General features: G+C 76.9%; 22 protein-coding genes. 14 read left to right on the top strand and 8 right to left on the bottom strand.

Annotation, left to right across the window (positions count from 1 at the left end; translation table 11 throughout):
- The first annotated feature begins 494 nt into the window (after positions 1-494).
- The 3 genes from ACGFS9_RS26380 (at position 495) to ACGFS9_RS26390 (ending at position 5,888) form a co-directional block, all read left to right on the top strand.
- On the top strand, positions 495-1,472 hold the full coding sequence (locus ACGFS9_RS26380; protein WP_393256685.1) for an alpha/beta hydrolase family protein: 978 nt from the start codon (positions 495-497) through the stop codon (positions 1,470-1,472).
- A gap of 702 nt (positions 1,473-2,174) precedes the next feature.
- Entirely contained in the window at positions 2,175-3,971 is a 1,797-nt protein-coding gene (locus ACGFS9_RS26385; RefSeq protein ID WP_393256686.1) for a LuxR C-terminal-related transcriptional regulator, read from the top strand.
- Positions 3,972-4,085: 114 nt separating this feature from the next.
- On the top strand, positions 4,086-5,888 hold the full coding sequence (locus ACGFS9_RS26390) for a PucR family transcriptional regulator (RefSeq protein ID WP_393256687.1): 1,803 nt from the start codon (positions 4,086-4,088) through the stop codon (positions 5,886-5,888).
- A 456-nt stretch (positions 5,889-6,344) separates the two neighbouring features.
- Here ACGFS9_RS26390 and ACGFS9_RS26395 read toward each other — a convergent pair whose 3' ends face one another.
- Positions 6,345-6,980 (bottom strand): TIGR03085 family metal-binding protein, encoded by a 636-nt coding sequence (locus tag ACGFS9_RS26395; RefSeq protein ID WP_393256688.1) that lies wholly within the window; start codon positions 6,978-6,980, stop codon positions 6,345-6,347.
- A 142-nt stretch (positions 6,981-7,122) separates the two neighbouring features.
- Between ACGFS9_RS26395 and hisI the strand changes: the two genes are divergently transcribed.
- The 11 genes from hisI to lgt all read left to right on the top strand — a co-directional run bounded on the left by hisI (position 7,123) and on the right by lgt (position 16,793).
- A complete protein-coding gene (gene hisI, locus ACGFS9_RS26400) occupies positions 7,123-7,554 on the top strand; it encodes a phosphoribosyl-AMP cyclohydrolase (protein ID WP_393256689.1) in 432 nt (143 codons plus the stop codon).
- An 11-nt stretch (positions 7,555-7,565) separates the two neighbouring features.
- The gene (locus tag ACGFS9_RS26405; protein ID WP_393256690.1) at positions 7,566-9,053 is read left to right on the top strand and encodes an anthranilate synthase component I; all 1,488 of its coding nucleotides are present in this window, start codon (positions 7,566-7,568) and stop codon (positions 9,051-9,053) included.
- A 162-nt stretch (positions 9,054-9,215) separates the two neighbouring features.
- Entirely contained in the window at positions 9,216-9,869 is a 654-nt protein-coding gene (locus ACGFS9_RS26410; protein ID WP_393256691.1) for a TIGR02234 family membrane protein, read from the top strand.
- A 200-nt stretch (positions 9,870-10,069) separates the two neighbouring features.
- On the top strand, positions 10,070-10,315 hold the full coding sequence (locus ACGFS9_RS26415) for an HGxxPAAW family protein (RefSeq protein WP_393256692.1): 246 nt from the start codon (positions 10,070-10,072) through the stop codon (positions 10,313-10,315).
- 93 nt (positions 10,316-10,408) lie between these two features.
- Complete coding sequence (locus ACGFS9_RS26420; protein ID WP_393256693.1) at positions 10,409-10,942, top strand: DUF2752 domain-containing protein; 534 nt, start codon at positions 10,409-10,411, stop codon at positions 10,940-10,942.
- Between the two features lie 156 nt (positions 10,943-11,098).
- A complete protein-coding gene (gene trpC, locus ACGFS9_RS26425) occupies positions 11,099-11,908 on the top strand; it encodes an indole-3-glycerol phosphate synthase TrpC (protein WP_393256694.1) in 810 nt (269 codons plus the stop codon).
- A 226-nt stretch (positions 11,909-12,134) separates the two neighbouring features.
- Positions 12,135-12,368 carry a tryptophan biosynthesis modulator TrpM gene (gene trpM, locus ACGFS9_RS26430; RefSeq protein WP_393256760.1) on the top strand — a complete coding sequence of 78 codons (234 nt, stop codon included), beginning with the start codon at positions 12,135-12,137 and terminating at the stop codon, positions 12,366-12,368.
- A gap of 183 nt (positions 12,369-12,551) precedes the next feature.
- The gene (gene trpB, locus ACGFS9_RS26435; RefSeq protein ID WP_393256695.1) at positions 12,552-13,844 is read left to right on the top strand and encodes a tryptophan synthase subunit beta; all 1,293 of its coding nucleotides are present in this window, start codon (positions 12,552-12,554) and stop codon (positions 13,842-13,844) included.
- Entirely contained in the window at positions 13,841-14,656 is an 816-nt protein-coding gene (gene trpA, locus ACGFS9_RS26440) for a tryptophan synthase subunit alpha (protein WP_393256696.1), read from the top strand. The genes trpB and trpA overlap by 4 nt, the downstream gene beginning before the upstream one ends.
- 100 nt (positions 14,657-14,756) lie before the next feature.
- Positions 14,757-15,533: a thioredoxin domain-containing protein gene (locus tag ACGFS9_RS26445; protein WP_393256697.1), complete on the top strand. Its 777-nt coding sequence runs from the start codon at positions 14,757-14,759 to the stop codon at positions 15,531-15,533.
- 141 nt (positions 15,534-15,674) lie between these two features.
- On the top strand, positions 15,675-16,793 hold the full coding sequence (lgt, locus tag ACGFS9_RS26450) for a prolipoprotein diacylglyceryl transferase (RefSeq protein ID WP_393256698.1): 1,119 nt from the start codon (positions 15,675-15,677) through the stop codon (positions 16,791-16,793).
- Positions 16,794-16,859: 66 nt separating this feature from the next.
- Here lgt and ACGFS9_RS26455 read toward each other — a convergent pair whose 3' ends face one another.
- From ACGFS9_RS26455 to ACGFS9_RS26485, 7 genes are all read right to left on the bottom strand, one after another.
- Positions 16,860-17,699, bottom strand: coding sequence for an HpcH/HpaI aldolase/citrate lyase family protein (locus ACGFS9_RS26455; RefSeq protein WP_393256699.1), 840 nt, complete (start codon positions 17,697-17,699; stop codon positions 16,860-16,862).
- Positions 17,696-18,916, bottom strand: a complete 1,221-nt coding sequence (locus ACGFS9_RS26460) for a CaiB/BaiF CoA transferase family protein (protein ID WP_393256700.1) — start codon at positions 18,914-18,916, stop codon at positions 17,696-17,698. Before ACGFS9_RS26460 ends, ACGFS9_RS26455 begins: the two co-directional genes overlap by 4 nt.
- Positions 18,913-19,809 carry a ribokinase gene (locus ACGFS9_RS26465; protein WP_393256701.1) on the bottom strand — a complete coding sequence of 299 codons (897 nt, stop codon included), beginning with the start codon at positions 19,807-19,809 and terminating at the stop codon, positions 18,913-18,915. Before ACGFS9_RS26465 ends, ACGFS9_RS26460 begins: the two co-directional genes overlap by 4 nt.
- The gene (locus ACGFS9_RS26470) at positions 19,806-21,170 is read right to left on the bottom strand and encodes an ADP-ribosylglycohydrolase family protein (RefSeq protein WP_393256702.1); all 1,365 of its coding nucleotides are present in this window, start codon (positions 21,168-21,170) and stop codon (positions 19,806-19,808) included. The genes ACGFS9_RS26465 and ACGFS9_RS26470 overlap by 4 nt, the downstream gene beginning before the upstream one ends.
- Positions 21,158-22,327, bottom strand: coding sequence for an ADP-ribosylglycohydrolase family protein (locus ACGFS9_RS26475; protein WP_393256703.1), 1,170 nt, complete (start codon positions 22,325-22,327; stop codon positions 21,158-21,160). Before ACGFS9_RS26475 ends, ACGFS9_RS26470 begins: the two co-directional genes overlap by 13 nt.
- A gap of 7 nt (positions 22,328-22,334) precedes the next feature.
- Positions 22,335-23,771 carry an ADP-ribosylglycohydrolase family protein gene (locus ACGFS9_RS26480; RefSeq protein ID WP_393256704.1) on the bottom strand — a complete coding sequence of 479 codons (1,437 nt, stop codon included), beginning with the start codon at positions 23,769-23,771 and terminating at the stop codon, positions 22,335-22,337.
- Positions 23,772-23,917: 146 nt separating this feature from the next.
- Positions 23,918-25,069 (bottom strand): ADP-ribosylglycohydrolase family protein, encoded by a 1,152-nt coding sequence (locus ACGFS9_RS26485; RefSeq protein ID WP_393256705.1) that lies wholly within the window; start codon positions 25,067-25,069, stop codon positions 23,918-23,920.
- Positions 25,070-25,326: the final 257 nt, after the last annotated feature.

Consider the following 25,326-nt stretch of genomic DNA (forward strand, 5'->3'; position numbering starts at 1 on the left):
GCGCCCCGGGCCGGCGCCCCCCCGGGGGGGCCCCCCGGGGGGGGGGCCCCCCCCCCCCGACCCCCCCCCCCGCCCCCCCCCCCGGGCGCCCCCGGCCCCCCCCGGGGGGGGGCCGTCGTCGCTGTCCGCCCTCCTGCGCGGTGCCCGCGTGCGGTGCCGGCGCCGCGACGGGGCGTGCCGGCCGTGGCGCCGGCACCCCCGTCCGGCCGCCGGTGTCGCCGCCCCGGTCCGGGCGCCTGACGGCCGCCTGGCGGGGAGGCGGGGCCGGGGCGCGTACCGTCCGGGGCGGCGATGGGGCCGGAAGGAGGGCCCGGTGCAAGCCGAAACCGGTGATTCCGCCGATGTGCGCGGGTGGTCCGGAGCCGGACAGTTGCCACCGCAACCACCGAGACGGACCCCGCCGCCCCGCAGCGAGCGTCATCCGACACCCATGCCCGGTGACGTTCCGGGCGCGGCGCGGGTCCGTCGTCCCTCACCGAGAGGATGCACCCACCGTGCAGCAGAACCGCACCCTGCCCGGCGCGGCCGGCGGCAGCCCCGCGCCGTCCGCCCGCCGGCCCCGCCGGCTCACCACCCGTCTCACGCGGGCCGCTCTCGCCGCGCTGCTCGCCGCGGGCGGCCTCGTCGCCGCCCAGGCCACCGGAGCGCAGGCGTCCCCCGCACCGGCCGTCTCGGCGCAGCCGGCCGCGAACCCGTACGAGCGGGGTCCGGCGCCCACGACGTCCTCCATCGAGGCGGCCCGCGGGCCGTACGCCGTGTCCCAGAGCGGCGTCTCCTCGCTGTTGGTCAGCGGGTTCGGCGGCGGCACCGTCTACTACCCGACCACGACGCGCGACGGGACCTTCGGCGCCATCGCCATCTCGCCCGGATACACCGCCTACCAGTCCTCCATCGCCTGGCTCGGTCCGCGGCTGGCCTCCCAGGGCTTCGTGGTGTTCACCATCGACACCATCACCACGCTCGACCAGCCGGCCAGCCGGGGGCGGCAGTTGCTCGCCGCGCTGGACTACCTGACCCAGCGCAGCTCCATACGGTCCCGGATCGACACCTCGCGGCTCGGCGTGATGGGCCACTCGATGGGCGGCGGCGGCACCCTGGAGGCGGCGAAGAGCCGTCCCTCGCTCCAGGCGGCCATCCCGCTCACGGGCTGGAACCTCGACACGACCTGGCCCGAGGTCCGCACGCCGACGCTCGTCGTGGGCGCCGACGGGGACACGATCGCCCCGGTGGCGACGCACTCCGAGCCCTTCTACCGCAGCCTGCCCGGCAGCCTCGACAAGGCGTACCTGGAACTGCGGGGTGCCACCCACTTCACGCCCAACAGCTCCAACACCACGATCGCGAAGTACAGCATCGCGTGGCTGAAGCGGTTCATCGACGACGACACCCGCTACGAGCAGTTCCTCTGCCCGCTGCCGCAGCCGTCCCTCACGATCGCCGAGTACCGGGGCACCTGCCCGCACACCTCCTGACCCCGACCCCGCCGGCCCGCGTCGGCGCCGCGATCGTCTGATCCGTACGACCCGCACGACCCGCAGGCGGGGGGTGGCCACCGATGGCCACCCCCCGCCTCCCGTGCCGGTGCCGGACGCCGACTCGGGCACCCCGCCCGCCGACCGGGGTCCGTGCCGGACCCCGGTCGGCGGTGCGGGGGAGGGGGCCTGTGCCGGTGCACACGCCTGGGGCCCGGAGCCTGGGAGCCGGCCCATCCGGCCCCCCGCCGCAACACGGTTTTCCCAGGTCACAGAGGGTTTGTGGGGCGAGTGGGTTGACGGTCGCGGGTCTTCCGCCGCCGGTTACGCGGACGTAACGTGAGGATGGTGAAGGGACACGCCCCCGCGCGCACTCCACTCCGGGCAGCGGGCCGGAGCGCCTTACCGTCGCCTGCGCGAGAGGCGGCGAACGACGCCGCCGGCCGCGACCCCGGCCGCCCGGGCCCTGCGGGGCCCGCGGCCGGCCCCGGCGTCCCGCCCGACTCGCCGGTACCCGCCACCGCGAGCGCGCCGGAACCGCCCCGGCCCGCCGACGGCGCCCCGCCCTCCACGGGTCGCCGTGCCGCGCGCCGCGACGGCCCGGCCGATGCCCGGCGCCGGGCGGCGGGGACCGCTCCGGCCGAGGCGACGGCCGTATACGACCCGCGGCGCCGGGACGCCCACCGCCCCGGCGCGCGGCCGGTGGCGGCGCCCGGCACGGACGGGCCTCCGGCGGCCGCCGGACCGCCCGGCGGTGCCGGAGCCGCTGCCCCGAACCCGTCCGGCGCGGACGATCCGCCGGGCGCCGTCCGGACCGGGGCCGGGGACGCCGACGCCGCGCGCGAGGGCGCCCTCGGGCTGGTCGACGCCGCCGAACGGGCCCGCCGGTCCGGACGTCCCGGCCGCGCACGGGAGTTGCTCGGCCGGGCGGGCTGGGAGGAGGGCCCCGACGTCGTCCGCGGAGCGGCCCTGCTGGTGGACGGCCGGCTCGTGCTCCAGAGCGGGCCCGTCGCCGACGCCCGCGACATGCTGCTGCTGGCGGCCGAGTTGCTGGCCCCGGCCGCACCGGCCCGGTTCCTGGCCGCCCGGCTCGCCGCGCTGGAGGCGGCCTGGGCGACGGGGGACGCGGCGGCCTGCCGGGAGGTGCTGGAGTGTGGTCCCGGCGGGCCCTCGTGGGCCGGCCCGGCCGCCGGCCCCGGCGCGGGAGGCGGGAGCCCGGTCGCGGAGCCCCGCGAGGAAACCGCCCCGGACGGCGGGGCGCCCCGGAACCCGGAGGAGGACCGGCGCGTCGCCGCGTACCGGGCGGGGATGTCCGCCGTCCTGCGCGGCCGGCTGGAGCAGGGGCGGCGCCGGCTGCGGGAGGTGGTCGACGCGACGGGGCCCGTCGGGTTCCCCGACGCCCCCGAGATCCTGCTGCTGGCCGGCGGGGCGGCCCTCGTCGCCGGCGACCTCCCCGCCGCCTGCCGGGCCAACTCCCGCGCCCTCGCACTCGCCCGGGTCCGCGGGCCGTCGGTCCTGGTCGCCCAGGCGCTGGAACGCCTGGCGTACGGCGAACTGCGCGCCGGCCGGCACGCGCGGGCCCGCGCCCACGCCGAGGACGGTCTGCGCGCCGCCCGCGCCGCCGGGCAGCGCAACCTCGCGGCCCACCATCACGCGATCCTCGCCCTGGTGGCGTCCGTGGAAGGGGACGGGGAAGGCGTAGCCGAGCACGCGTCGGCCGCCGAGGACGTCGCCGCGCCCCACGGGCTCGCGCAGGCGGCCACCCTGGCGCAGTGGGCGCGGGCCCGCGCCGACCTGGCCCGCGGGCGGCTCCCGGAGGCCGCCGCCCGGCTGGGGCCGCTGGTCGGCGCCGGACCGCGCCGCGGCCACTTCGCGGTACGGATGCTCGCCGTGCCCTGCTTCGTCGAGGCGGCGGCCCGCACCGGACAGGCGGAGGCCGCCCGAGCGGCGGTGGCGGAGTTCGCCCGCTGGACCGCGCAGGGCGCCGACCCGCAGGCGCCCGCACAACTCGCCCGCTGCCGTGCGCTGCTGACCGAGGGCGAGGCGTGCGAGCCGCTGTTCGCCGCGGCCCTGGCCCATCACGACGAGGCCACCGGCGACTTCGAACGGGGCCGCACCCAACTCCTGTACGGGACATGGCTGAGACGGAGGCGCAGGCCGGGGGAGGCCCGGGGGCGGCTGCGGGACGCGCTGGTCTCCTTCGAGCGGAGCGGAGCGCCCGGCTGGGCCGCGCAGACCCGGGCGGAGCTGCGCGCCACCGGCGAGGCGGGGGCGGCCGAACCGGCTGGGCCCCTGGCCCTGCTGACGCCGCAGCAGTTGCGGATCGCGCGCTGTGTGGCGGAGGGGGCGACCAATCGCGAGGTGGCGCTACGGCTGTCGGTCAGCCCCCGCACCGTGGACCACCACCTGCGCAATGTCTTCGCCGCGCTGGGGGTGCGCTCCCGCGTGGAGCTCTCCCGCTGGGTGGACCGTGCGGAGAAGACCACCGCAGACCCCTAGGTACCGACCGGGCGGTATGTCATCCTGCGGGATCAGGAGGTCCCGAGCGCCCGTGTGCCGCGTGTCGGCCGCGAGCGGGCGCACGGACCGAGCCGACTCCGGTGGAGGACAGCGATGCAGCACCTCGTACCCGCCCACGGCCGGCCCCTGCCCGGGCGGCGGCCCCCGGCGCCGGGCGCGGGCTCCGCCGTCGACGCGGAGGCCCTGTCGGTCCTGCACCGCGCCGCCCGGGCGCTGATGGCGGGGCTGGACGACCTCACCGAACGCCTGCTGGTCCTGCTGCGGGAGCGCGAGCCCGCCTATCGCGCGGCCATCGAGAGCGACGTGGACAGCGTGCGCGACGAGGTCCGGCGCTCACTGCGGCTCAACGTCGGATCGCTGATCCGGCCCGGTGAGCTGCGGGAGGACGCGCGGCGCTGCTCCTGGGCCATCGGCCGGGCACGGGCCGAACGCGGACTCCCGCTGGACGCGCTGCTGCGCGCCTTCCGCCTCGGCGGCGGCATGGTCTGGCAGGAACTCGTCGACGAGACGACCCGCCGCCACCCCGCCGACGCCCGCCTGCTCGTCCACGTCGCCGCCGACGTCTGGAACTTCGTCGACGACCACTGCGCCGTGGTGGCCGACGCCTACCGGCAGACCGAGCGCGAGTTGACGTGGCGCCGGGAGAACCGGCTGCGGCTGATGACGGCCGCCCTGCTCGACGGCACCGCGCGGATCGCCGACCTGCCGGCCACGGCCGCCGCGCTGGGGCTGCCCGAGCAGGGCAGGTACGCGGTCGTGCTGGCGCGGCTGCCCGCCGGGCGCGTGCCGTGCGAACCGCGGAGCCAGGTGCACCTCTCCGGCCTGCGGGTCCTGTGGTGCCGGGACCGCGACGGCGCGGGCGGCTACGGCATCGTGCTGCTCGGCGGCCACCCGCACGACGGGGGTGCGGCGGGCCACGGCCACGACACCGGGCTCCTCGACGCCGAGCCCGGCGCCGACGCGCACGACGGCCCACCGGACGACGCCCCCGGCGGCATCACCGGCGCCGGCGCCGCACCCGGCCCCGGCGCGGGGTACGGCCCCGCCGGGTCCGGCTCCGGCATCTGGCTCGGCTCCGGCCTCGGCGGGTCCGGGGCCGGCCTCCGTTCCGGCTCCGGCTCCGGCACCGGCACCGGCCTCGGTTCCGGCACCGGCCTCCGTTCCGGCACCGGTCCGGGGGAGGGGCCAGAGCCCGGCCGAGGCCGTCGGGGTCCTGGGCGCGGCTCCCGCATCGCCTCCGGGGCCGAACCCCGTCCCGCACCCGCCCCCCGTCCCGCACCCACCCCCCGTCCCGGAATCAGACCCACCCCCCGTACCGGACCCGGAACGAGATCCGGGCCCGACCCGGACCGCGACGGCGAGCGCGACTCCGGCTCCCGTCCCGGCGGCGGCCGGGACGGGGGGCGGAGCCGGGCGTACGGGCTCGACATGGACGCGGGCGAGATCGCCCGCCGCATCACCGCCCCGCCCGTGGCGCGGATCGGCGTGAGCCCCGTCGTGGACGGGCTCGCGGCGATCGGCGACGCCCGCCGTCTCGCGGACACCGCCCTGCGGGCCTGCCCCAGGGCCGGCGGCACCGTCGTCCTGGAGGAACACCTGCCGGCCGCGCTCGTCGTCACCGCCCCGGCCCTCGGCGCGGCGCTCTCCGAGCGGGTGCTCGGGCCGCTGCTGCGGCTGGACCTCTCCGACCGGGACGTCATGCTCGACACCCTCACGGCCTGGCTCGCCTGCGACGGCTCCGCCCAGCGGGCGGCGGGCCGGCTCTACTGCCACCGCAACACGGTCCTGAACCGGCTCCGCCGCTGCGAACAGCTCACCGGCCGCTCCCTGACCCGCCCCGCCGACGTGGTGGAACTCTCCCTCGCCCTGGCCGCACACGCGCTGCTCGACCCGTGACACCGGGCCTCGGGTGACCGCGGCCGTGCGCACGGCCTTCACGGCCCCGGCTTGTTCCCGAGGGGCTCGCCCGTCCCGGGCGGCCCCGGCGCCGGCCGCAGGGGCGGCGCCGGGGCCGTCTCGGGGGCAGTGCGCGGCTCCCGAGACGGCGCGTCGGACCGGCGGTGGGCCGCTCCGCCCGGGGCGTCCCCGGCCTGCGCCGAGCGGAGCCGCCCCGCCGGACCGCGGCACGGCCGGCGGGGTGGGCGGGAGCCCGCTCGTCGCGCGGAACAGCCGACGGGCCGCCCCCGAGGCGGCACGACCCGGTGCGCCGGAGAACCGCCGAGCGGGCCGGACCGCTGCCGGGACGGGCCGCGGGCCCGCCGGGCCCGCCGGAGCCGGTGAGGTCCGCGCCGCAGCGGGCTGCGGGGGAGACGGGGCCGGGGGGATCTCCGCCGGGCCCCACCCCCGGCCCGCTCAGATCCCCAGCTGCCTGTTGTCCCGCAGCTTGGTGATGGCCTCCTTGTCGCCGTCCAGTTCGACGTCCGCGACCGCCTGGCGGCCGAGGGCGAACATCAGCAGCTCGGACGGCTCGCCGGTCACCGTCACGACCGGGGTGTTCTTGTTCAGCACCGCCGTCTGGCCGTTGGGGCGCCGCAGGACCACGCCGGTCGGGGTGTTGCGGCCCATCAGCCGGGCCGTGCGCTCCAGGCGCGACCAGAGCGCCTCCTGGAACACCGGGTCCAGCGTCCGCGGGGTCCAGCCGGGCTCGGCCCGCCGCAGGTCCTCGGTGTGCACGTAGAACTCGACCACGTTCGACGCCTCGTCGATCTGCTTCAGGGAGAACGGCGAGAACCGCGGCGGCCCCGTGCGGACCAGCTGCACCAGTTCCTCGTACGGCTTGGCGGCGAACTCCGTCATCACCCGGTCCAGCCGGGGGGCGAGCTGTTTGACGACAAGCCCTCCGGCCGCGTCGGGGCGCCGCTCGCGGACCACCACGTGGGCCGCGAGGTCCCGGGCGTTCCAGCCCTCGCAGAGAGTCGGGGCCTCCGGGCCCACCGCTTCCAACAGGTCGGCGAAAAGGAGTCGTTCACGCTTGGCATGGGTCGACATGCCAGCCAGCCTACGACCGGGCGGGCGCTGCGCCCAGTGGACGGCCCGGCGGGCCCGGTCCGGTGCGCCCGGAACCGGCGGCACGGGTCCGGCCCGTGGACGACGGCCGGCCCCGTCCGCCCGGCGCGGCACAATGGCCTGCATGACCAGCACGCCTCCGCCCAGCAGCCTCGACCCCGAGATCGCCGCCCGCCTCAAGCGCGGCGCCGACGGGCTCGTCCCCGCCATCGCCCAGCAGTACGACACCGGTGAGGTGCTGATGCTCGGCTGGATGGACGAGGAGGCGCTGCACCGCACCCTGACCACGGGCCGCTGCACCTACTGGTCGCGCAGCCGCCGGGAGTACTGGGTCAAGGGCGACACCTCCGGGCACGTCCAGCACGTGAAGTCCGTGTCCCTGGACTGCGACGCCGACACCGTCCTGGTGCGCGTCGACCAGGTGGGTGCCGCCTGCCACACGGGCGACCGCACCTGCTTCGACGCCGACGTGCTGCTGACGGACGACGTGCCGCCGGAAGACGCCGCGGCCGCGACCCGGCCCGCCGGTTCCGGCGCACCGGCCCGGGATCAGTAGGGTCGGCCGCCATGGACCTCGACACGTTCCGCAAGCTGGCCACCGACCGCCGCGTCATCCCCGTCAGCCGCACCCTGCTCGCGGACGGCGACACGCCGGTCGCGCTGTACCGCAAGCTGGCCGCCGAGCGCCCCGGCACCTTCCTGCTCGAATCCGCGGAGAACGGCCGCACCTCGCTGTCCTGGTCCCGGTACTCCTTCGTCGGGGTCCGCTCCGCGGCGACCCTCACCGAGCGGGACGGGCAGGCGCACTGGCTCGGCACCCCGCCGGTCGGCGTCCCCGTGGACGGCGACCCGCTCGCCGCGCTGCGCGCCACCCTCCAGGCTCTGCACACCCCGCACGGCGAGGGCCTGCCCCCGTTCACCGGCGGCATGGTCGGCTATCTGGGCTACGACATCGTGCGCCGCCTGGAGAGGATCGGCCCCGGCGACCGCGACGACCTGAAGCTGCCCGAGCTGACGATGCTGCTCACCAGCGACCTGGCGGTCCTCGACCACTGGGACGGCTCGGTCCAGCTGATCGCCAACGCCATCAACCACAACGACCTCGACACCGGCGTGGACGAGGCGTACGCCGACGCGGTCGCCCGCCTGGACGCGATGGAGGCCGACCTCTCCCGCCCCGTCTCCCAGCCGCCCGCCGCGCTGCCGCCCTCCGAGCTGCCCGAGTACACCGCGCTCTGGGGTGGTCCCGACTTCCGGGAGGCCGTCGAGGACGTCAAGGAGCGCATCCGGGCGGGCGAGGCCTTCCAGGTCGTCCCCTCCCAGCGCTTCGAGACGCCGTGCACGGCGAGCGCGCTGGACGTCTACCGGGTGCTGCGGGCGACCAACCCCTCGCCGTACATGTACCTGTTCCGGTTCGACGGGTTCGACGTCGTCGGCTCCTCCCCGGAAGCCCTCGTCAAGGTCGAGGACGGGCAGGCGATGGTGCATCCCATCGCGGGCACCCGGCCGCGCGGCGGCACCGTCCAGGAGGACCAGGCGCTCGCCGACGAGCTGATCGCCGACCCCAAGGAGCGCGCCGAGCACCTCATGCTCGTCGACCTCGGGCGCAACGACCTGGGGCGGGTCTGCGAGCCCGGTTCCGTCGAGGTCGTGGACTTCATGTCGATCGAGCGGTACTCCCACGTGATGCACATCGTGTCCACGGTGACGGGCAGGGTGGCCGCCGGCCGGACCGCCTTCGACGTGCTCACCGCCTGCTTCCCCGCCGGCACCCTGTCCGGTGCGCCGAAGCCGCGGGCGATGCAGATCATCGACGAACTGGAGCCCTCCCGGCGCGGGTTGTACGGCGGCTGTGTCGGCTACCTGGACTTCGCGGGCGACTCCGACACCGCGATCGCCATCCGCACCGCCCTGCTGCGGGACGGCACCGCGTACGTCCAGGCCGGTGCCGGCATCGTCGCCGACTCGGTTCCGGAGGCGGAGGACGAGGAGTGCCGCAACAAGGCGGCAGCGGTCCTGCGGGCGGTGCACACGGCGAACCGCCTCGGCGGCTGACCCCCGGGACGGGCCGCGGCACCCGGGCCCCGGGGCCGCTCGTCCGGGCGGACGGCGGGCAGTTGGGCGGCGCGGGAGCCGGGACGGGAGCGTCCCGGCCCGCGCGATAGGACGAGCGTCACGTGAGCCCCGGGTGACGGTTCGCCCGGGGTTCAGGCGATAGTGGAGTACGTGACTGCTGTACCTCACCCCCGATCCGAAGCCGCGGGCCCCTCCCGGTCCGGCCGCCGCAGCCTCGCCGTGGCCCTGCTGAGTGGTGCGCTCGGCGCGGCCGTGGCCCTGCTGTCCACCCGGCAGAGCTGGGCGGAGGGGACCGCGACCGTGGCCGGCGGCGCCTTTCCGCTGACCGCGAAGGGCAGCGACGTCACGGGTGTGCCCGCGGCCCTCGCGATAGTGGGCCTCGCCGCGCTCGTCGCCGTCTTCGCCGTCCGCCGCTCCGGCCGGCTGCTGGTCTCCGCGCTGCTCGCGCTCTCCGGCGCCGGCACCGTCCTCGCCGCCGTCCTCGGCGCCGGCGACAGCTCGGCCCTCGACGAGCAGGCCGCCGCGGCCTCCGGCAACACCGCCGCCACCGCGTCCGGGCTCACCCACACGGCCTGGCCGTACGCGGCCGCCGCCGGCGGGGCGCTCATCCTGCTCGCCGGGCTGCTCGCCCTGCGCTACGGACGCCTGTGGCCCGCCATGTCCGGCCGGTACGAGCGCGACGGCACCCCCCGGCCCCGCAAGACGAAGCCGGTGGACCCCGACCGCCCCGAGGACCTCTGGAAGGCCCTGGACCGCGGCGAGGACCCGACACGGCCCGACCCCGCGGGGTCCTGAGCCCCGACCGGCCGGGACCCGGCCCCCGGGGGAGCAGCCGGCCCCCGCCCCGCGCGGGCCCGGCGCCCGGGGGCACCGCGCCCGGTTCAGCCCGGACCCGCAGACCAGACCCACCCCCCGCTCGGGGCACCCCCGCCCGTACGGGACAATGGACGCCGAGCGTCCGACTCACACACGCATAGAGCAACGAGGAGCAAGTCATGGCGGGCAGCAGCCACGGCCACACCCCGGCCGCCTGGACCGGTGTCATCATCGCCTTCATCGGTTTCTGCGTCGCGGGTGCCTTCATGGTGATGGCCGACCCGCTGGGCTTCTGGGCCGGCATGGTCGTCGTCGTCATCGGCGGTGTCGTCGGCATGGTCATGCGGAGCATGGGCCTGGGCCAGCCGAAGGCCGCCGCCCCGCAGGTCGGGCGCGCCCCGGAGACCGCCCGCGCCGACGCCTGATCGGTGACGGCCCCGCCGTCAGGCGGCCCCGGCCCGGTTCCGGGGCCGCCTGACGGCGTCCCGGGCGGGCGTCCGCGTCCGGCGCGCGGCAGAATGCGTCGGGTGAACGCCGAATCCCAGAGGGTGACGCCGACCGCCGAGCCCGCTCCCCGGACCACGTCCACGCCCAGGGCGGCCGCGGGCCCGGCGGGGGCCCGTCCCGCTCCCGGCCCGGCGGCCCCCGGGACGAGCGGGGTCCTGCGGCGGCTCTCCGCCCCGGCCGGCGTGCTCGCGGCCGTCGTGGGCGCCTTCGCCTACGTCGGCGCCGTCGACCCCAACCAGCCCGGTCACTACCCCGCCTGCCCCCTGCTGCGCCTCACCGGCATCTACTGCCCCGGCTGCGGCGGGCTGCGCAGCGCGCACGCCGTCGCCCACGGGGACGTCGCCGCGGCGCTCACGGACAACGCCCCGGCCGTCGGCGGCTACCTCGTCTTCGCCGTTCTGTGGGCCTTCTGGGTGATCCGCTCGCTGCGCGGCCGGCCGGTCCGGCTCGACCTCGGGCCGGTGCACCTGTGGACCGTGGGGACGTTGCTGCTGGTCTTCACGGTTGTCCGGAATCTGCCCTTCGGCGCCTGGCTGCATCCTTGATCACCCGGTGAACGTCCCAGGTGGTGGGACCGGCGTCAACCGGATGCGAGGGCTGCGCCCACCTCCGGATACCATCGCAGTGACCCACTTTTCCGTCATCGGCGGTGAACCGGGTCGACCGCTTCGACCGTCCACGGCAGGAAGGGGGCCGCTCGCGTGAGTGTGCTCGACGAGATCATCGACGGAGTCCGTGCCGACCTCGCGGAGCGGCAGGCGCGCGTCAGCCTCGACGAGCTCAAGGACCGCGCGGCGAAGGCCCCCGCGGCCCGGGACGGCCTGGCCGCCCTGCGCGGCGACGGCGTCAAGGTCATCTGCGAGGTCAAGCGCTCCAGCCCGTCCAAGGGCGCGCTCGCCGCGATCGCCGACCCCGCCGCCCTGGCCGCCGACTACGAGGCGGGCGGCGCGGCCGTCATCTCCGTGCTGACCGAGGAGCGCCGCTTCGGCGGTTCCCTCGCCGACCTGGAGGCCGTCCGCGCGCGCGTGGACATCCCGGTCCTGCGCAAGGACTTCGTCGTCACGTCGTACCAGCTCTGGGAGGCCCGCGCGTACGGCGCCGACCTGGTGCTGCTCATCGTCGCGGCGCTGGACCAGCCCGCCCTGGAGTCCCTGATCGAGCGGGCCGAGTCCATCGGGCTCACGCCGCTGGTCGAGGTGCACGACGAGGACGAGGTCGAGCGCGCGGTGGACGCCGGGGCGAAGGTCGTCGGGGTCAACGCGCGCAACCTCAAGACCCTGAAGGTCGACCGCGCCACCTTCGAGCGCGTCGCCCCCGAGATCCCGGACGACCTGGTGAAGATCGCCGAGTCCGGTGTCCGGGGCCCGCACGACCTCATCGCCTACGCCAACGCGGGTGCCGACGCCGTCCTGGTCGGCGAGTCCCTCGTCACCGGCCGCGATCCGAGGACCGCCGTCTCCGACCTCGTCGCCGCGGGCGCCCACCCGGCGCTGCGGCACGGACGGGACTGATCCGCCGGTGACCGCCGCGACCCCCTCCGCCGCACGCCGTCCGGGCCGTCGCCCCGACGGCGCGGCGGCGTGCGCGGGGTCGCCGGTGCCTCGGACCGGGGCCGGCGCCCCGGACCGGCACGGCGCCGGACGGCGCCCGGCGCGCGCGGACGCCGCGGACCCTCGCCCGGCCGCCGCACCGCACGGGTCTACCGCCCTCCACGCAAGCCTCGGCGCAGCGCGGCCCCTGCCGCCCTCCGGTGCCGTGCCGCCGGCCGCCTCGGCGGCCCGCGACCGCTACGCGCGCCTGGCCCGCGGCTGCCGTCCGCGCGGCTGCCGCGCGCCCGCCCGCCGGGTGCACGGGCGCCGGGTCCGCTACGTCATCGGGGACGAGCCGGGCCAGGTCAACGGGATGCGATGGCCCGCGCGCGTACGCGCGCTCACGCCCCGTCCGGCCGAACCCGCCCCGCGGGTCGGCTGAGGTCTCCCTCCGGGAGACCGGGGCGGCCCTCCGGCCGTCCCCGCCGCGCCCTGCGCCGCGGCGCCGCGACCGGGGCGGCGAGTCCCCGACGAGCACGTCGGGGACGGCGGAGCGCGTGTGCCTGCGGCCACCGTGATCCCTTCCGACCCGTGACCGGGGCTGTCGCCCCAGCGAGGTATCCGCATGTCCAGCGAGTTCTTCCTTCCCGATCCCGACGGCACCGTTCCGTCCGCCGAGGGCTACTTCGGCGCGTTCGGCGGCAAGTTCATCCCGGAGGCGCTGGTCGCCGCCGTGGACGAGGTCGCCGTCGAGTACGACAAGGCGAAGGCCGACCCCGAGTTCGCCCGCCGGCTCGACGACCTCCTCGTCCACTACACCGGGCGCCCCAGTGCCCTCACCGAGGTGCCGCGCTTCGCCGAACACGCGGGCGGAGCACGCGTCTTCCTCAAGCGCGAGGACCTCAACCACACCGGCTCGCACAAGATCAACAACGTGCTGGGCCAGGCCCTGCTCACCCAGCGGATGGGCAAGACCCGCGTCATCGCGGAGACCGGCGCCGGCCAGCACGGCGTCGCCACCGCCACCGCCTGCGCCCTGTTCGGCCTCGACTGCACCATCTACATGGGCGAGGTCGACACCCGGCGCCAGGCCCTGAACGTGGCCCGGATGCGGATGCTCGGCGCCGAGGTCATCGCCGTGAAGTCCGGCTCGCGCACCCTGAAGGACGCCATCAACGAGGCGTTCCGCGACTGGGTCGCCAACGTCGACCGCACCCACTACCTCTTCGGCACCGTCGCGGGCCCGCACCCCTTCCCCGCCATGGTCCGCGACTTCCACCGGGTCATCGGCGTCGAGGCCCGCCGGCAGATCCTCGAACGCGCCGGACGGCTGCCCGACGCCGCCGTCGCCTGCGTCGGCGGCGGCTCGAACGCCATCGGGCTGTTCCACGCCTTCATCCCCGACGCCGGCGTCCGACTGATCGGCTGCGAACCGGCCGGGCACGGCGTCGAGACCGGCGAGCACGCGGCGACCCTGACCGCGGGCGAGCCGGGCATCCTCCACGGATCGCGGTCGTACGTGCTCCAGGACGAGGAGGGCCAGATCACCGAGCCCTACTCGATCTCCGCCGGACTCGACTACCCCGGCATCGGCCCCGAGCACGCCTACCTCAAGGACACCGGCCGCGGGGAGTACCGCGCCGTCACCGACGACGCGGCGATGCAGGCGCTGCGGCTGCTCTCCCGCACCGAGGGCATCATCCCGGCCATCGAGTCCGCGCACGCCCTCGCCGGCGCCCTGGACATCGGCAGGGAACTGGGCCCGGACGGGCTCGTCGTCGTCAACCTCTCCGGGCGCGGCGACAAGGACATGGACACCGCCGCCCGCTACTTCGGGCTGTACGACACCGGGGTCGACGCCGTCGTCCCCGCCGACGCCGACGGCGAGCACGCCGAGATCGAGGGGGACGCCAAGTGAGCGGCAACATCCGGCTGTTGAGCGACACCCTCGCCGCCGCGAAGGCCGAGGGCAGGTCCGCGCTGATCGCCTACCTGCCGGCCGGCTTCCCGACCGTCGACGGCGGGATCTCCGCGGTCAAGGCGGTCTTCGAAGGCGGCGCCGACGTCGTGGAGGTGGGGCTGCCGCACAGCGACCCCGTCCTCGACGGCCCCGTCATCCAGACCGCCGACGACATCGCCCTGCGCGGCGGGCTCAAGATCGCGGACGTGATGCGGACCGTCCGCGAGTCCTTCGAGGCCACCGGCAAGCCGGTGCTGGTGATGACGTACTGGAACCCCGTCGACCGCTACGGCGTCGAGCGGTTCACCGCCGAACTGGCGGACGCCGGCGGAGCGGGCTGCATCCTGCCCGACCTGCCCGTCCAGGAGTCCGCGCTGTGGCGGGAGCACGCCGAGAAGCACGGCCTGGCGACCGTCTTCGTCGCCGCGCCCAGCAGCAGGGACGCGCGTCTCGCCGAGATCACCGCGGCGGGCAGCGGATTCGTCTACGCGGCCTCGCTGATGGGCGTGACCGGCACCCGCGCGTCGGTCGGGGCGCAGGCCCGGGACCTGGTGACGCGCACCAAGGCGACCACCGACCTGCCCGTCTGCGTCGGCCTCGGCGTCTCGGACGCCGCCCAGGCCGCCGAGGTGGCCGGCTTCGCCGACGGCGTCATCGTCGGCTCCGCGTTCGTGAAGCGGATGCTGGACGCCCCCGACGAGGCGGCCGGTCTCGACGCCGTGCGGGACCTCGCCGCCGACCTCGCCCGGGGCGTGCGCGCCACCGGCTGACCCCGGCGGTCGTTCCCGCCCGAGGACGGGCGGCTCACTCGAACGGGTGGACCTTCGACCGGGGAGGCGCGCTGCGCCTCCCCGGTTCGTTCTGCCGGATGTGAGCGAGAAGAACCGTGACGGAAAGCGCAGCGCCCGCGAGCGGATGGCGGCGGAGCGAGAGAAGCAGAAGAGCGCGGAGAAGCGTCGGCGCGCGCTGATCGTGGGGGCCTCGGTGGTCTGCGTGCTGGGGCTGGCGGCCGTGATCGGCGTGGTCGCCGCCAACTCCGGCAAGGACGACAAGAGCGACGCGGCGGCCCCGGTCGTCACTCCCTCGGGAGCCACCGGCAAGGACGGTCTCGCCATCCCCGTCGGCAAGGACGCGGCCCCGTCCACCCTCACCGTCTGGGAGGACTTCCGCTGCCCGGCCTGCCAGGCCTTCGAGGCGACGTACCGTCCGACCGTCCACGAGCTGGTGGACGCGGGCCGGCTCAAGGTGGAGTACCACCTCGTCACCCTGATCGACGGGAACATGGGCGGCAGCGGTTCGCGCGCGGCGGCGAACGCCGCGGCCTGCGCCCAGGACGCCGGAAAGTTCAGCGCCTACCACGACGTGCTCTACGAGAACCAGCCCAAGGAGACCGAGGACACCTTCGCCGACAACGCCAAGCTCGTCGAGCTGGCCGGCAAGGTCGACGGACTGGACACGCCCGCGTTCCGCGCGTGCGTCGACAAGGGCACCCACGACAGCTGGGTCACGAAGTCGAACGCCGCGTTCCGCAGCAGCGGCTTCAACGGCACACCGACGGTGCTGTTCAACGGCAAGAACATCTACGCGGACCAGTCGATGACGCCCGCCAAGCTCAAGCAGATGGTCGAGGCGGCGGCCCAGGGCTGAGCCGCCCGCCGGCGCGGTGCCCCCCGGCCCGGCCGCGGGCCGGGGACACCGCGGAGCCTCCAGCGGGTCACAGCACGTTATGGACCCGTTGCGGGGCCGCCCGGCGTGGGGGCCGTCCGGCACGGTAGCGTCGACCCTGCCATGGAACTTGCCTACATCCCCAGCCCGTCGCGCGGTGTGCTGCACCTCGGCCCCATTCCGCTGCGCGGCTACGCGTTCTGCATCATCATCGGCGTCTTCCTCGCCGTCTGGCTCGGCAACCGGCGCTGGGTCGCCCGCGGCGGCCGGCCCGGCACGGTGGCCGACATCGCCGTGTGGGCCGTGCCCTTCGGCCTGGTCGGCGGCCGGCTCTACCACGTGATCACGGACTACGAGCTGTACTTCAGCGAGGGCCGCGACTGGGTGGGCGCCTTCAAGATCTGGGAAGGCGGGCTCGGCATCTGGGGCGCGATCGCGCTCGGCGCGGTGGGCGCGTGGATCGGCTGCCGCCGCCGGGGCATCCCGCTGCCCGCGTGGGCCGACGCCGTCGCCCCCGGCATCGCGTTCGCGCAGGCCGCCGGCCGCTGGGGCAACTGGTTCAACCAGGAGCTGTACGGCCGGGCCACCGACGTCCCGTGGGCGCTGCACATCACCTCCTCCACCGACGGCCGCGTCCCCGGCTACTACCACCCGACCTTCCTGTACGAGTCGCTGTGGTGCATCGGCGTGGGCCTGCTGGTCATCTGGGCCGACCGCCGCTTCTCGCTGGGCCACGGGCGGGCCTTCGCGCTGTACGTCGCCGCGTACTGCGTGGGCCGCTTCTGGATCGAGTACATGCGCGTCGACGACGCCCACCACATCCTCGGCCTGCGGCTGAACGACTGGACCGCCCTCGGCGTGTTCCTGCTGGCGGTGCTGTACATCGTGCTCTCGTCCCGGATGCGTCCGGGCCGCGAGGAGATCGTGGAGCCCGGCGCCGGACCGGACACCCCGGCCGGCGATGACGCGACGGCCGCCGAGGACGAGAAGGCGAGCGGACCGGAGGGCACGCCGAAGGACACCGGGGACGGTGAGCCGGCGACCGGCGCCGACGCGGGGACCGCGGCCGGGAGCGAGGCCGCCGGCGCCCGCCCGGAGGCGGACGAGTCCGCCGCCGAGGACACCGCCCCCTCCGCGGAGCCCGCCGACGCCGGCCCGGCCGAGGCCGGGACGGCATCCGAGACGGCGCCCGGCACCGCGTCCGGCAGCCGGGACGAGGCGGGTTCCGCCAAGAAGGGCTGACGCCACCGCACGAAGCGAAGGGGCGCCGCGTCACGCGGCGCCCCTTCGCGCGTTCACACCGCGCGTTCACACCGCGCGCCGGGCCAGCGCCAGGGTGCGCAGGGCGCCGGAGACCACCGCCGCGTCGACGAAGCGGCCGTCCGGCAGGGCCTGGGCGCCCGGCTCGGCCGCCGCCGCCGCGACGACGGCCTCGGCCGCCTCCACCTCGGCGGAGGTCGGCAGGTAGGCCCGCTCGATGATCGGGAGCTGGCGGGGGTGGATGGCCGCCCGGCCGAGGAAGCCCAGCGCGCGCCCGTGGGCGCAGGACGCGGCCAGCCCCTCCACGTCGCGGATGTCCGGATACACCGTCTGGACGGGGGGCGGCAGGCCCGCCGCGCGAGCCGCCACGATCACCCGGGCCCGGGACCAGTCCAGGCCCGCTCCGTCGCGGATGCCGAGGTCCGCGCGCAGGTCCGCCTCGCCGATCGCGATGCCGCGCAGCGCCCGGTGCGCCGAGGCGATGGCGAAGGCCCGCTCCACGCCGAGAGCCGTCTCCAGCAGCGCGTACAGCGGGACGGTGTCCCCTTCGGCGAGTGCCGCGCAGGCCGCCGCCCGTACGACGTCGGAGGGGGAGGCCACCTTCGGCAGCCGCAGGCCGGAGAGGCCGGGCAGTACCGCGAGGGTCTTCAGGTCGGCGTCGGCGAACGGGCCGTCCAGGGCGTTGACCCGCACGTGCACCGGGACCGGCGGCCGGTCGGCGAGGAGGTCCGCGGTGGCGGCCCGGGCGTACTCCTTGCGGTCCGGGGCGACCGCGTCCTCCAGGTCGACGAGCACGACGTCCGCGCCGGAGGCGAGGGCCTTGGCGACCGTCTCGGGACGGTCGCCGGGCGCGTACAGGTGGGTCAGGGGCAGCGGCTCGTCCGTCACAGCGCTCCCTCCGCCCGCAGGGCCTCGATCTCCGTGTCGGTCATGCCGAGTTCGCCGAGGACGGCCCGGGTGTCGGCGCCGTGCGGGCGGCCCGCCCAGCGGATCGCGCCGGGTGTGGCCGAGAGCCGGAAGAGGACGTTCTGCATGCGCAGCGGGCCCAGTTCGGGATCGTCGACGGTGGTGACGGAGTCCAGGGCCCGGTACTGCGGGTCGGTCATGACGTCGCGGACGTCCTGGACGGGCGCGACGGCCGCCTCCGCCTTCTCGAACGCCGCGAGGACCTCGTCCCGGCCGTGCCGCGCGATCCACGTTCCGACCGCCGCGTCGAGGACGTCCGCGTGCCGGGCCCGGTCCGCTCCGGTCGCGAACCACGGCTCGTCGACCAGATCGGGGCGGCCGACGAGCCGCATCACCCGCTCCGCGACGGACTGCGCCGACGTGGAGACGGCCACCCAGGAGCCGTCCGCCGTCCGGTAGGTGTTGCGGGGCGCGTTGTTCGCCGAGCGGTTGCCGGTGCGCTCCTGGACGTGGCCGAGCTGGTCGTACCAGATCGGCTGCGGGCCGAGGACGGTCAGGATCGGCTCGATGATCGCCATGTCGACGACCTGCCCCTCGCCGGTGCGCTCGCGCGCGTTCAGCGCGGTGAGCACGGCGTAGGCGGTCGCCAGCGCGGCGATGGAGTCGGCCAGGCCGAACGGCGGCAGGGTGGGCGGCGCGTCCGGTTCGCCGGTGATGGCCGCGAAGCCGCTCATCGCCTCGGCGAGCGTGCCGAAGCCCGGGCGGCGCGCGTAGGGGCCGAACTGGCCGAAGGCGGTGACCCGGGCGAGCACCAGCCGCGGGTTGACGGCGGACAGCTCCTCCCAGCCGAGGTCCCACTTCTCCAGCGTCCCCGGCCGGAAGTTCTCGATGATCACGTCCGCGCCGGCGGCGAGCCGGAGCAGGGTGGTCCGGCCGCCGGGCCGGGAGAGGTCCAGGGTGATGGTGCGCTTGTTGCGGCCGAGCAGTTTCCACCACAGGCCGATGCCGTCCTTGGACGGGCCGTGGCCCCGGGAGGGGTCCGGCTGCCGCGGGTGTTCGACCTTGACGACCTCCGCGCCGAAGTCGCCGAGCAGGGTGGCCGCGAGCGGCCCGGCGAAGAGGGTCGCGAGGTCCAGGACGCGCAGTCCGGCCAGGGAGCCCGCGGACCCGGCGCGGCCGTCGCCGGTCGGCCCGTTCACGAGCGGGACCGGCAGGCGTCGGTCTGTGAGCGGTGCGGCATCGAGGAGGTGGCCCCGTGCCGCTGCACCGACAGGGCGGCGGCCGACGACGCCCAGGCGAGCGCCTCGGCCGTCTCCCGGCCCTCGGCGAGCGCCACCGCGAGGTTGCCGGCGAAGGTGTCGCCGGCGCCGGTGGAGTCCACCGCCGTCACCTCGGGGGCGGGCACGGTGACGGGGGCGCAGCCGCGCGCCGCGTGCAGGCAGCCGGCCGCGCCCAGGGTGACGACGACCTCCTCGACCTGCTCCAGGAGCACGGCGGCGGCCGCGGCCGGGTCGGCGCGGCCGGTGAGCGCGGCGGCCTCGTGCTGGTTGGGCACCAGCAGGTCGACGCAGGACAGCAGGCGGGCCGGCAGGAGCCGGGCGGGGGAGGGGGTGAGGATGGTCCGCACGCCGTGCCGGCGGGCGGTCTCGGCGCCGGCGACGACCGCCTCCAGCGGGATCTCCAGCTGGAGCAGGAGCGCGTCCGCCCCGGCGATGAGCCCCTCGTCGCCGGGGCCGAGGGCGGTGAGGGTGCCGTTCGCCGCCGGGACGACGACGATCGCGTTGGCGCCCTCGTCGTCGACCACGATGTGGGCGGTCCCGGAGGGCCCGTCCACCGTGCGCAGATGATCGGTGTTCACGCCGAAGTGCTCCAGCGTGGAGCGGAGCTGGACGCCGAAGGGGTCGGTGCCGACCGCGCCGATCAGGCGGACGTCGGCGCCCGCGAGGGCGGCGGCCACCGCCTGGTTCGCGCCCTTGCCGCCGGGGACGGTGCGGAACTCCCGCCCCGTCACGGTCTCTCCGCGCTGCGGGGCCCTGGCGACATAGGCGACGAGGTCCATGTTCGTGCTGCCGAGCACGGCGATGTGGGTCATGGGCGAACGGCCTCCCGTCGGGTGAGCTGGGCGAGGGTGTCGAAGCCGACTCCGTCGAAGTCGGCGACGGAGGTGGCGAGCCGGTTCTTCAGGGGGCTCCGCCACCGGTCGGGCAGCGCGCCGGGGCTGCCCGCGAGCAGACCGGCGACGCTGCCGGCCGTCGCGCCGTTCGAGTCGGTGTCCAGGCCGCCGGACACCGCGCGGCACACGGACGCGCCGAAGTCGCCGTCCGCGTGGGTGAGGGCGGCGGCGACGACGGCGGTGTTGGGCACGGCGTGCACCCAGTGGTAGCCGCCGTGGACGGCGTGCAGTTCGTCCACGACGGCGTCGAAGTCCGGTGTCGTGCGGGCGAGTCGGACGGCGTGGCGGACCGCGCGGGCGAGCCGGGAGGCGGGCGGGACGACGGTCAGGCCGGTGCGCAGGCAGGCGTGGACGTCGCTCGTGCCGGTGGCGGCCTCGGCGACGACCGCCGCGGTGAACATCGCCGCGTAGACGCCGTTGCCGGTGTGGGTGAGGACGGCGTCGCGGTGGGCCTGTCCGGCCGCGGCGGCCGGGTCGCCGGGGTTGGTCCAGCCGTGCACGTCCGCGCGGATCAGGGCGCCGATCCACTCCCGGAAGGGGTTGTGCCGGCGGGCGGTGTCCGGCGGCTCGACGCCGGCCAGCAGATTGCCGTAGGCGACCCGCTCGGCGGTGAAGGCGCGGCCGGCGGGGAGTTCGTCCAGCCAGAGCCGGGCCACGTCCGCCGTGCCGAAGCCCCGGCCGAACCGCTGGAGCAGCAGGATGTTCAGCAGCGGGTAGTTGAGGTCGTCGTCCTCCGGCATGCCGTCGATGTTCTCGGCCAGCGAGGTGGGGGCCGAGCGCCGGTTCCAGGGGTGGGCCTCCAGCAGCCGGGGCGGCACGCCCCGCGCGGTGAACCAGGTGCGCAGCGGCCAGTTGCCCGCGGCGCGGGCCAGGGCGCGGATGCCGGGCAGCGGGATCTTCTCGACGGGCTTGCCGAGCAGGCAGCCCGCGGCCCGGCCCAGCCAGGCGGCCTCCAGCCGGACCGGGTCGGGAGCGGCGGCGGGCGCGGCGGGCGGTTCGGGCCAGTGCGGGCAGCGAGCCCTGATCCGTGCCAGGTCGGTGGGCTCGTCGTCGGCCGACGGGACGGGCAGCGCGTCGAGTTCGTCGAGCAGGTCCAGGGCCAGCCGGCGCAGCGACGGCTCCGCGGGGACCGGCGAGGCGCCCGCACGCAGCGGGGCGGGCGGCCCGCCCGCCGCGCGCCAGCGGGCGGCGACGGACTCCGCGGCCCGGCCGTCCTGGGCGGCCTGGTGGAGTTCGTGTCCGAGCAGGTCCTCGGGCTGCACCCAGGTCAGCCGGAGCACGGCGTGCCCGTCAGCACGGCGTGGGCCGCCTCGTGGCGCCGGCGGCGTTCGACGTCCCGGCCGAAGATCTCCCGGGTGACCTCGCCGAGCACGCGTGCCGGAGCCTCCAGGTCCAGGCGGCTGGACTCCGCCACCGTCTTCGCCCAGTCGTGCGGGACCGCGGAGCCGAGCGCGCCGGCGACGGCCCCCGCCATGGTGGCGATGGAGTCGCAGTCGCGCCCGTAGTTGACCGAGCCGAGCACCGCGTGCCGGAAGTCGCCGCCGGAGAGCACCACCATGCCCAGGGCGACGGGGAGTTCCTCGATGGAGTGGAGCCGCGAGGGCCGCCGCGCGCCGAGCGAGGGGGCGCGGTAGTCGGGGCCGACGGTGTCGTACGGGGCGACCGCCCGGCGCAGCGGGCCGAGTGCCGACTCGAAGTCGGTGTGGCGGGAGGCGGTGTCGCAGACCGCCTCGACGGCGTCCCGGGTGCCGTCCTTGGCGAGGGCCAGGCAGGCGGCGACCACCGAGTCGGGGGTCGCGCCCGGCGCGCAGGCCGCCGCCACCGCCGCCGCGAACACGCCCGCCGCCTCGCGCCCGTAGGAGGACTGGTGGGCGCCGGCGACGTCCAGCGCCTCCGCGTACGCCCCGGCCGGGTCGGCCGCGTTGACCAGGCCGACGGGGGCCATGTACATCGCGGCACCGCAGTTGACGATGTTCCCGGTGCCCGCCTCGCGGGGGTCCACGTGGCCGTAGTGCAGACGCGCCACCAGCCACTTCTCGGCGAGGAAGATCCGCTGGAGGGGGAGCGCCTCGGTCTCCAGCTCCGGGATCCAGCGCGGCGTCGTCATCAGGTCGGGGACCAGGTGCGTGGCGACGGCGTAGGCGTCGAGGTGGTCGCGGACGGCGGCGTACACCCGGACCAGCGCGTGGGTCATCAAGGTGTCGTCGGTGACGTGCCCGTCGCCCTTGTGGTACGGGGCGATGGGGCGGGCGGTGGCCCAGCCGTCGCCGTTCCAGGGGCCCACGACACCGCGCACCCGGCCGCCGTGGCGCTCGGCGATCTGCTCGGGGGAGTACCCCTCGACGGGTCCGCCGAGCGCGTCGCCGACGGCCGCTCCGACGAGGGCTCCGGTGATCCGCTCGTCGAGGGTCGCCGTTCCTTCTGCTGTGGGCGTCATGTCCGAATCATCCCTCCGGTAGGGCCAGTTCCGGGGCAGGGGACGGATCGGCGCGTCCCGCCGCCTCCAGCAGATCGGCGAGTGCGACGAGATCCGTGCCGGCCAGCCGGGGGAGCGCGCAGCCGGCGAGGGTGCGGCAGGCGTCGCGCCAGGAGTCCGGCAGTGCGGCGCCGCCGCCGAGCGCTCCGCACAGGGCCCCGGCGAGGGCGGGCGCGGAGTCGGCGACCCGCGACAGGCACGCGGCGGCGGGCACGGCCTCGGCGATCCGCCCGCGCGCGGCGGTGGCCAGGGCCAGCGCGACGGGAACGGTCTCGGCCGCCGCGACGCCGTAGCTGTACACGTGGTCGACGATCCGGTGCTCCAGCAGCGGGATCAGGGCGAAGGCGCCGTCGCCGCCGCGGGCGAGCGCGAGAGCGTGCCGGGCGTTGCGGCCGATCTCGGTGCCGGCGGGCAGTTCGGCCAGGGCGGCCTCCGCGCAGGCGCCGACCGGATGCCCGGCGAGCGCGAGGGACACGGCGGCGGCCATCGCGCGGGCGCCGTGCACGCCGTCCCCGTCCTGGGTGTAGCGGGCGTCGAACTCGGCCAGCTCCGCGGCGAGTCGGGGGTCTCCCGGGTGCGCGGCGGCGAGCACGCAGGCCCGGACGCAGGCGGCGTCGTCGAAGTGGTGGGGGTTGTCGTGACCGGTCGCGGGCGGGCGCAGGCCGGTGGCGAGGTTGCCCAGTGCGGCCCGGACGGAGATGCGGGCGCGCAGGGGCGGGAGGGCGGACGCGGTCTCGGGCGGGCGGTTCCCCGCGGACGCCGCCTCGCCGGCCAGGGCGTTCCAGGACAGGTCGACGGACGCCCGCAGCCGGCGGTCGCGGTCCGTGGCGCCGGCCGCGGTGCTCCGGGCGGCCCGCAGCACGGCCTCGGCCGCGAACACCGCCCACTCGGCGTCGTCGGAGGGGCCGAGCCGCAGGGGTTGCGGGGGCTGGTTCAGCGCGATCGGCACGGGCAGCGTCGTCGTCGCGACCCGCTCGGCGAACGCGTCCAGTTCACGGGTCAGCCGGCGGGTCCACTCCGGCATCCGCGCCGCCCGGTGCCGGGCGGCGGGCCAGCCCGCCGCGTCCCCGGCGGCCAGTCCCAGCAGCAGTCCCTCGATCCGCCGGACCGCCGCACCGCCCCGCGTCCTCCCCGCCGGCGCCGGGGCACCGCCGGGCACGGCGTCCGGCGCGGGCGCGCCGTCGGGGGCGGGCGCCGGACGCCGCCCGCCGGTGCCCTCCGGGGCGGGCGCGGCGACCGGGCGGGCCGTCGCCGGGGCGCCCTCCGCGTTCCGCGCCGAATCCGGGTCCGGGTCCGTGACCGGGTCCGGGACCGGCACGTGTCCGGGGCGCACCGCCGGGGGTGCGAACCCGGCCGGTGCCGGTCCCGGCGACGCCACCGGCGCGGACACGGCCGGGACGAGCATCGCGGCCTCCGTCCCGGCCACGACCGGGGCCGGCGGGGGAACGGAGGCCCCGGCGGGAGCGGCGTGCCCGGCCGCCGGCTCGCCGAACCGGCCCCCGGCCGCACTGGCCGCACCGGCCGCACCGGCCGCACCGGCCGCTCCGGCCGTCACGGCCGGGCCCCGGCGTCGGCCCCCACCGGCGCGGGTCGCGCGTCCGGGTCCGCCCGGTGATCCGCCCGGTGGCCCGGTCCCGGAGCGGGTCTCGGGCCGGACCCGGCCGGCGGCGGGGGACGGTGGCCCGCGGCGGTGCGCCACTTCTCCCCGCTCTCCGGGGCGAGCAGCTCGGCCACGTCGAGGATGTGGTGGCCCGCCATCGAGGGCAGGCAGCTGCCGCGGGCCGGTCCGATGGCGCGGGCCCAGGCCGCCGGGATCGCGGACATCCCCCGGGAGGCTCCCGCGAGGGCGCCGGCGACGGCGGCGGTGGTGTCGGCGTCGCGGCCCATGTTCACCGCGGCGAGCACCGACGCGGAGAACTCCCCGTCCGCCGCCGCGTACGCGCCGAACGCGAGGGCGACGGCCTCGGGCGCGAGGTCGGTCCAGGGGTAGCCGTCGACGACCACCGCGGAGCGCACCGCGTGCTCGCCCCGGTGGGCCACGGCCACGGCCCGGCGCAGCGAGCGGGCCGTCCAGGAGTCCTCCGGGACGACGGCGAGGGCGGCGGCCACGACCGCGGGGGCCGGCGCGCCCGCCATCGCCGCGGCGACCCCCGCGGCCACCGCCCGGCCCCCGTGGACGCCCTCGCCGTCGTGGCTCACCGAGCCGTCGATCGCCACCAGCCGGGCGGCCTCGGCGGGCCGGCCGGCGGCGAAGACGCCGAACGGCGCCGCGCGCATCGCCAGGCCGTCGCTCCAGGCGTGCCGGTGCTGCGCGGAGAGCGGGGCCGCGAGCCCCCGGCGGAGGTTCTCCAGCGTGCCGCGCTCACTGAACCCCGCCCCGCGGAACGGCCCTTCGTCGCGGTCGGCGATCCACCGGCGCCAGGCGGACTCGACGTGCGCGACGGTGAGCGCCGACCCGTGCCGGGCCAGCAGCAGCCCGGAGAGGATCGCGTACTCGGTGTCGTCGGTGCCCGCCGGGTGCTCCGCGACGTATCCGGTGATCCGGCCCCACCGGGCACGGATCTGCGAGGGGGTCATGTTCTCCGCGGGCGCGCCGAGAGCGTCCCCGACGGCGAGTCCGAGCAGGGCGCCGCGCGCCCGGTCCCGCAGGGCGGCGGCGTCGCCGGGGGCCGGGGCCGAGGGAATGCAGGCGGTGGAAGCCATACGTGCCTCTCCTCTCAGGGCCCCCGCGGCCGCGCGGAATGCGGGCCGGGACCCTTTGCGGATCTGTCCCCCCGCGGCGGTTGACAGGAGCCTCGCGGGCCCCACTGTCACCCGGTCGACCTTCGTGGGTGTCATGTCCCGGATGGGCGGGCACCAGCAAAGGTGCTGGTTAGCGCAGCCTTTCCTTGCTGGCGGCCTGGAATTTCCCCGCGTACTTTTGGGGTTGTCGAAAAGTAGAAGACGTCCAGACCGACCGT

This window comes from Streptomyces sp. NPDC048566 (genome assembly GCF_043199735.1).
Classification (GTDB): domain Bacteria; phylum Actinomycetota; class Actinomycetes; order Streptomycetales; family Streptomycetaceae; genus Streptomyces.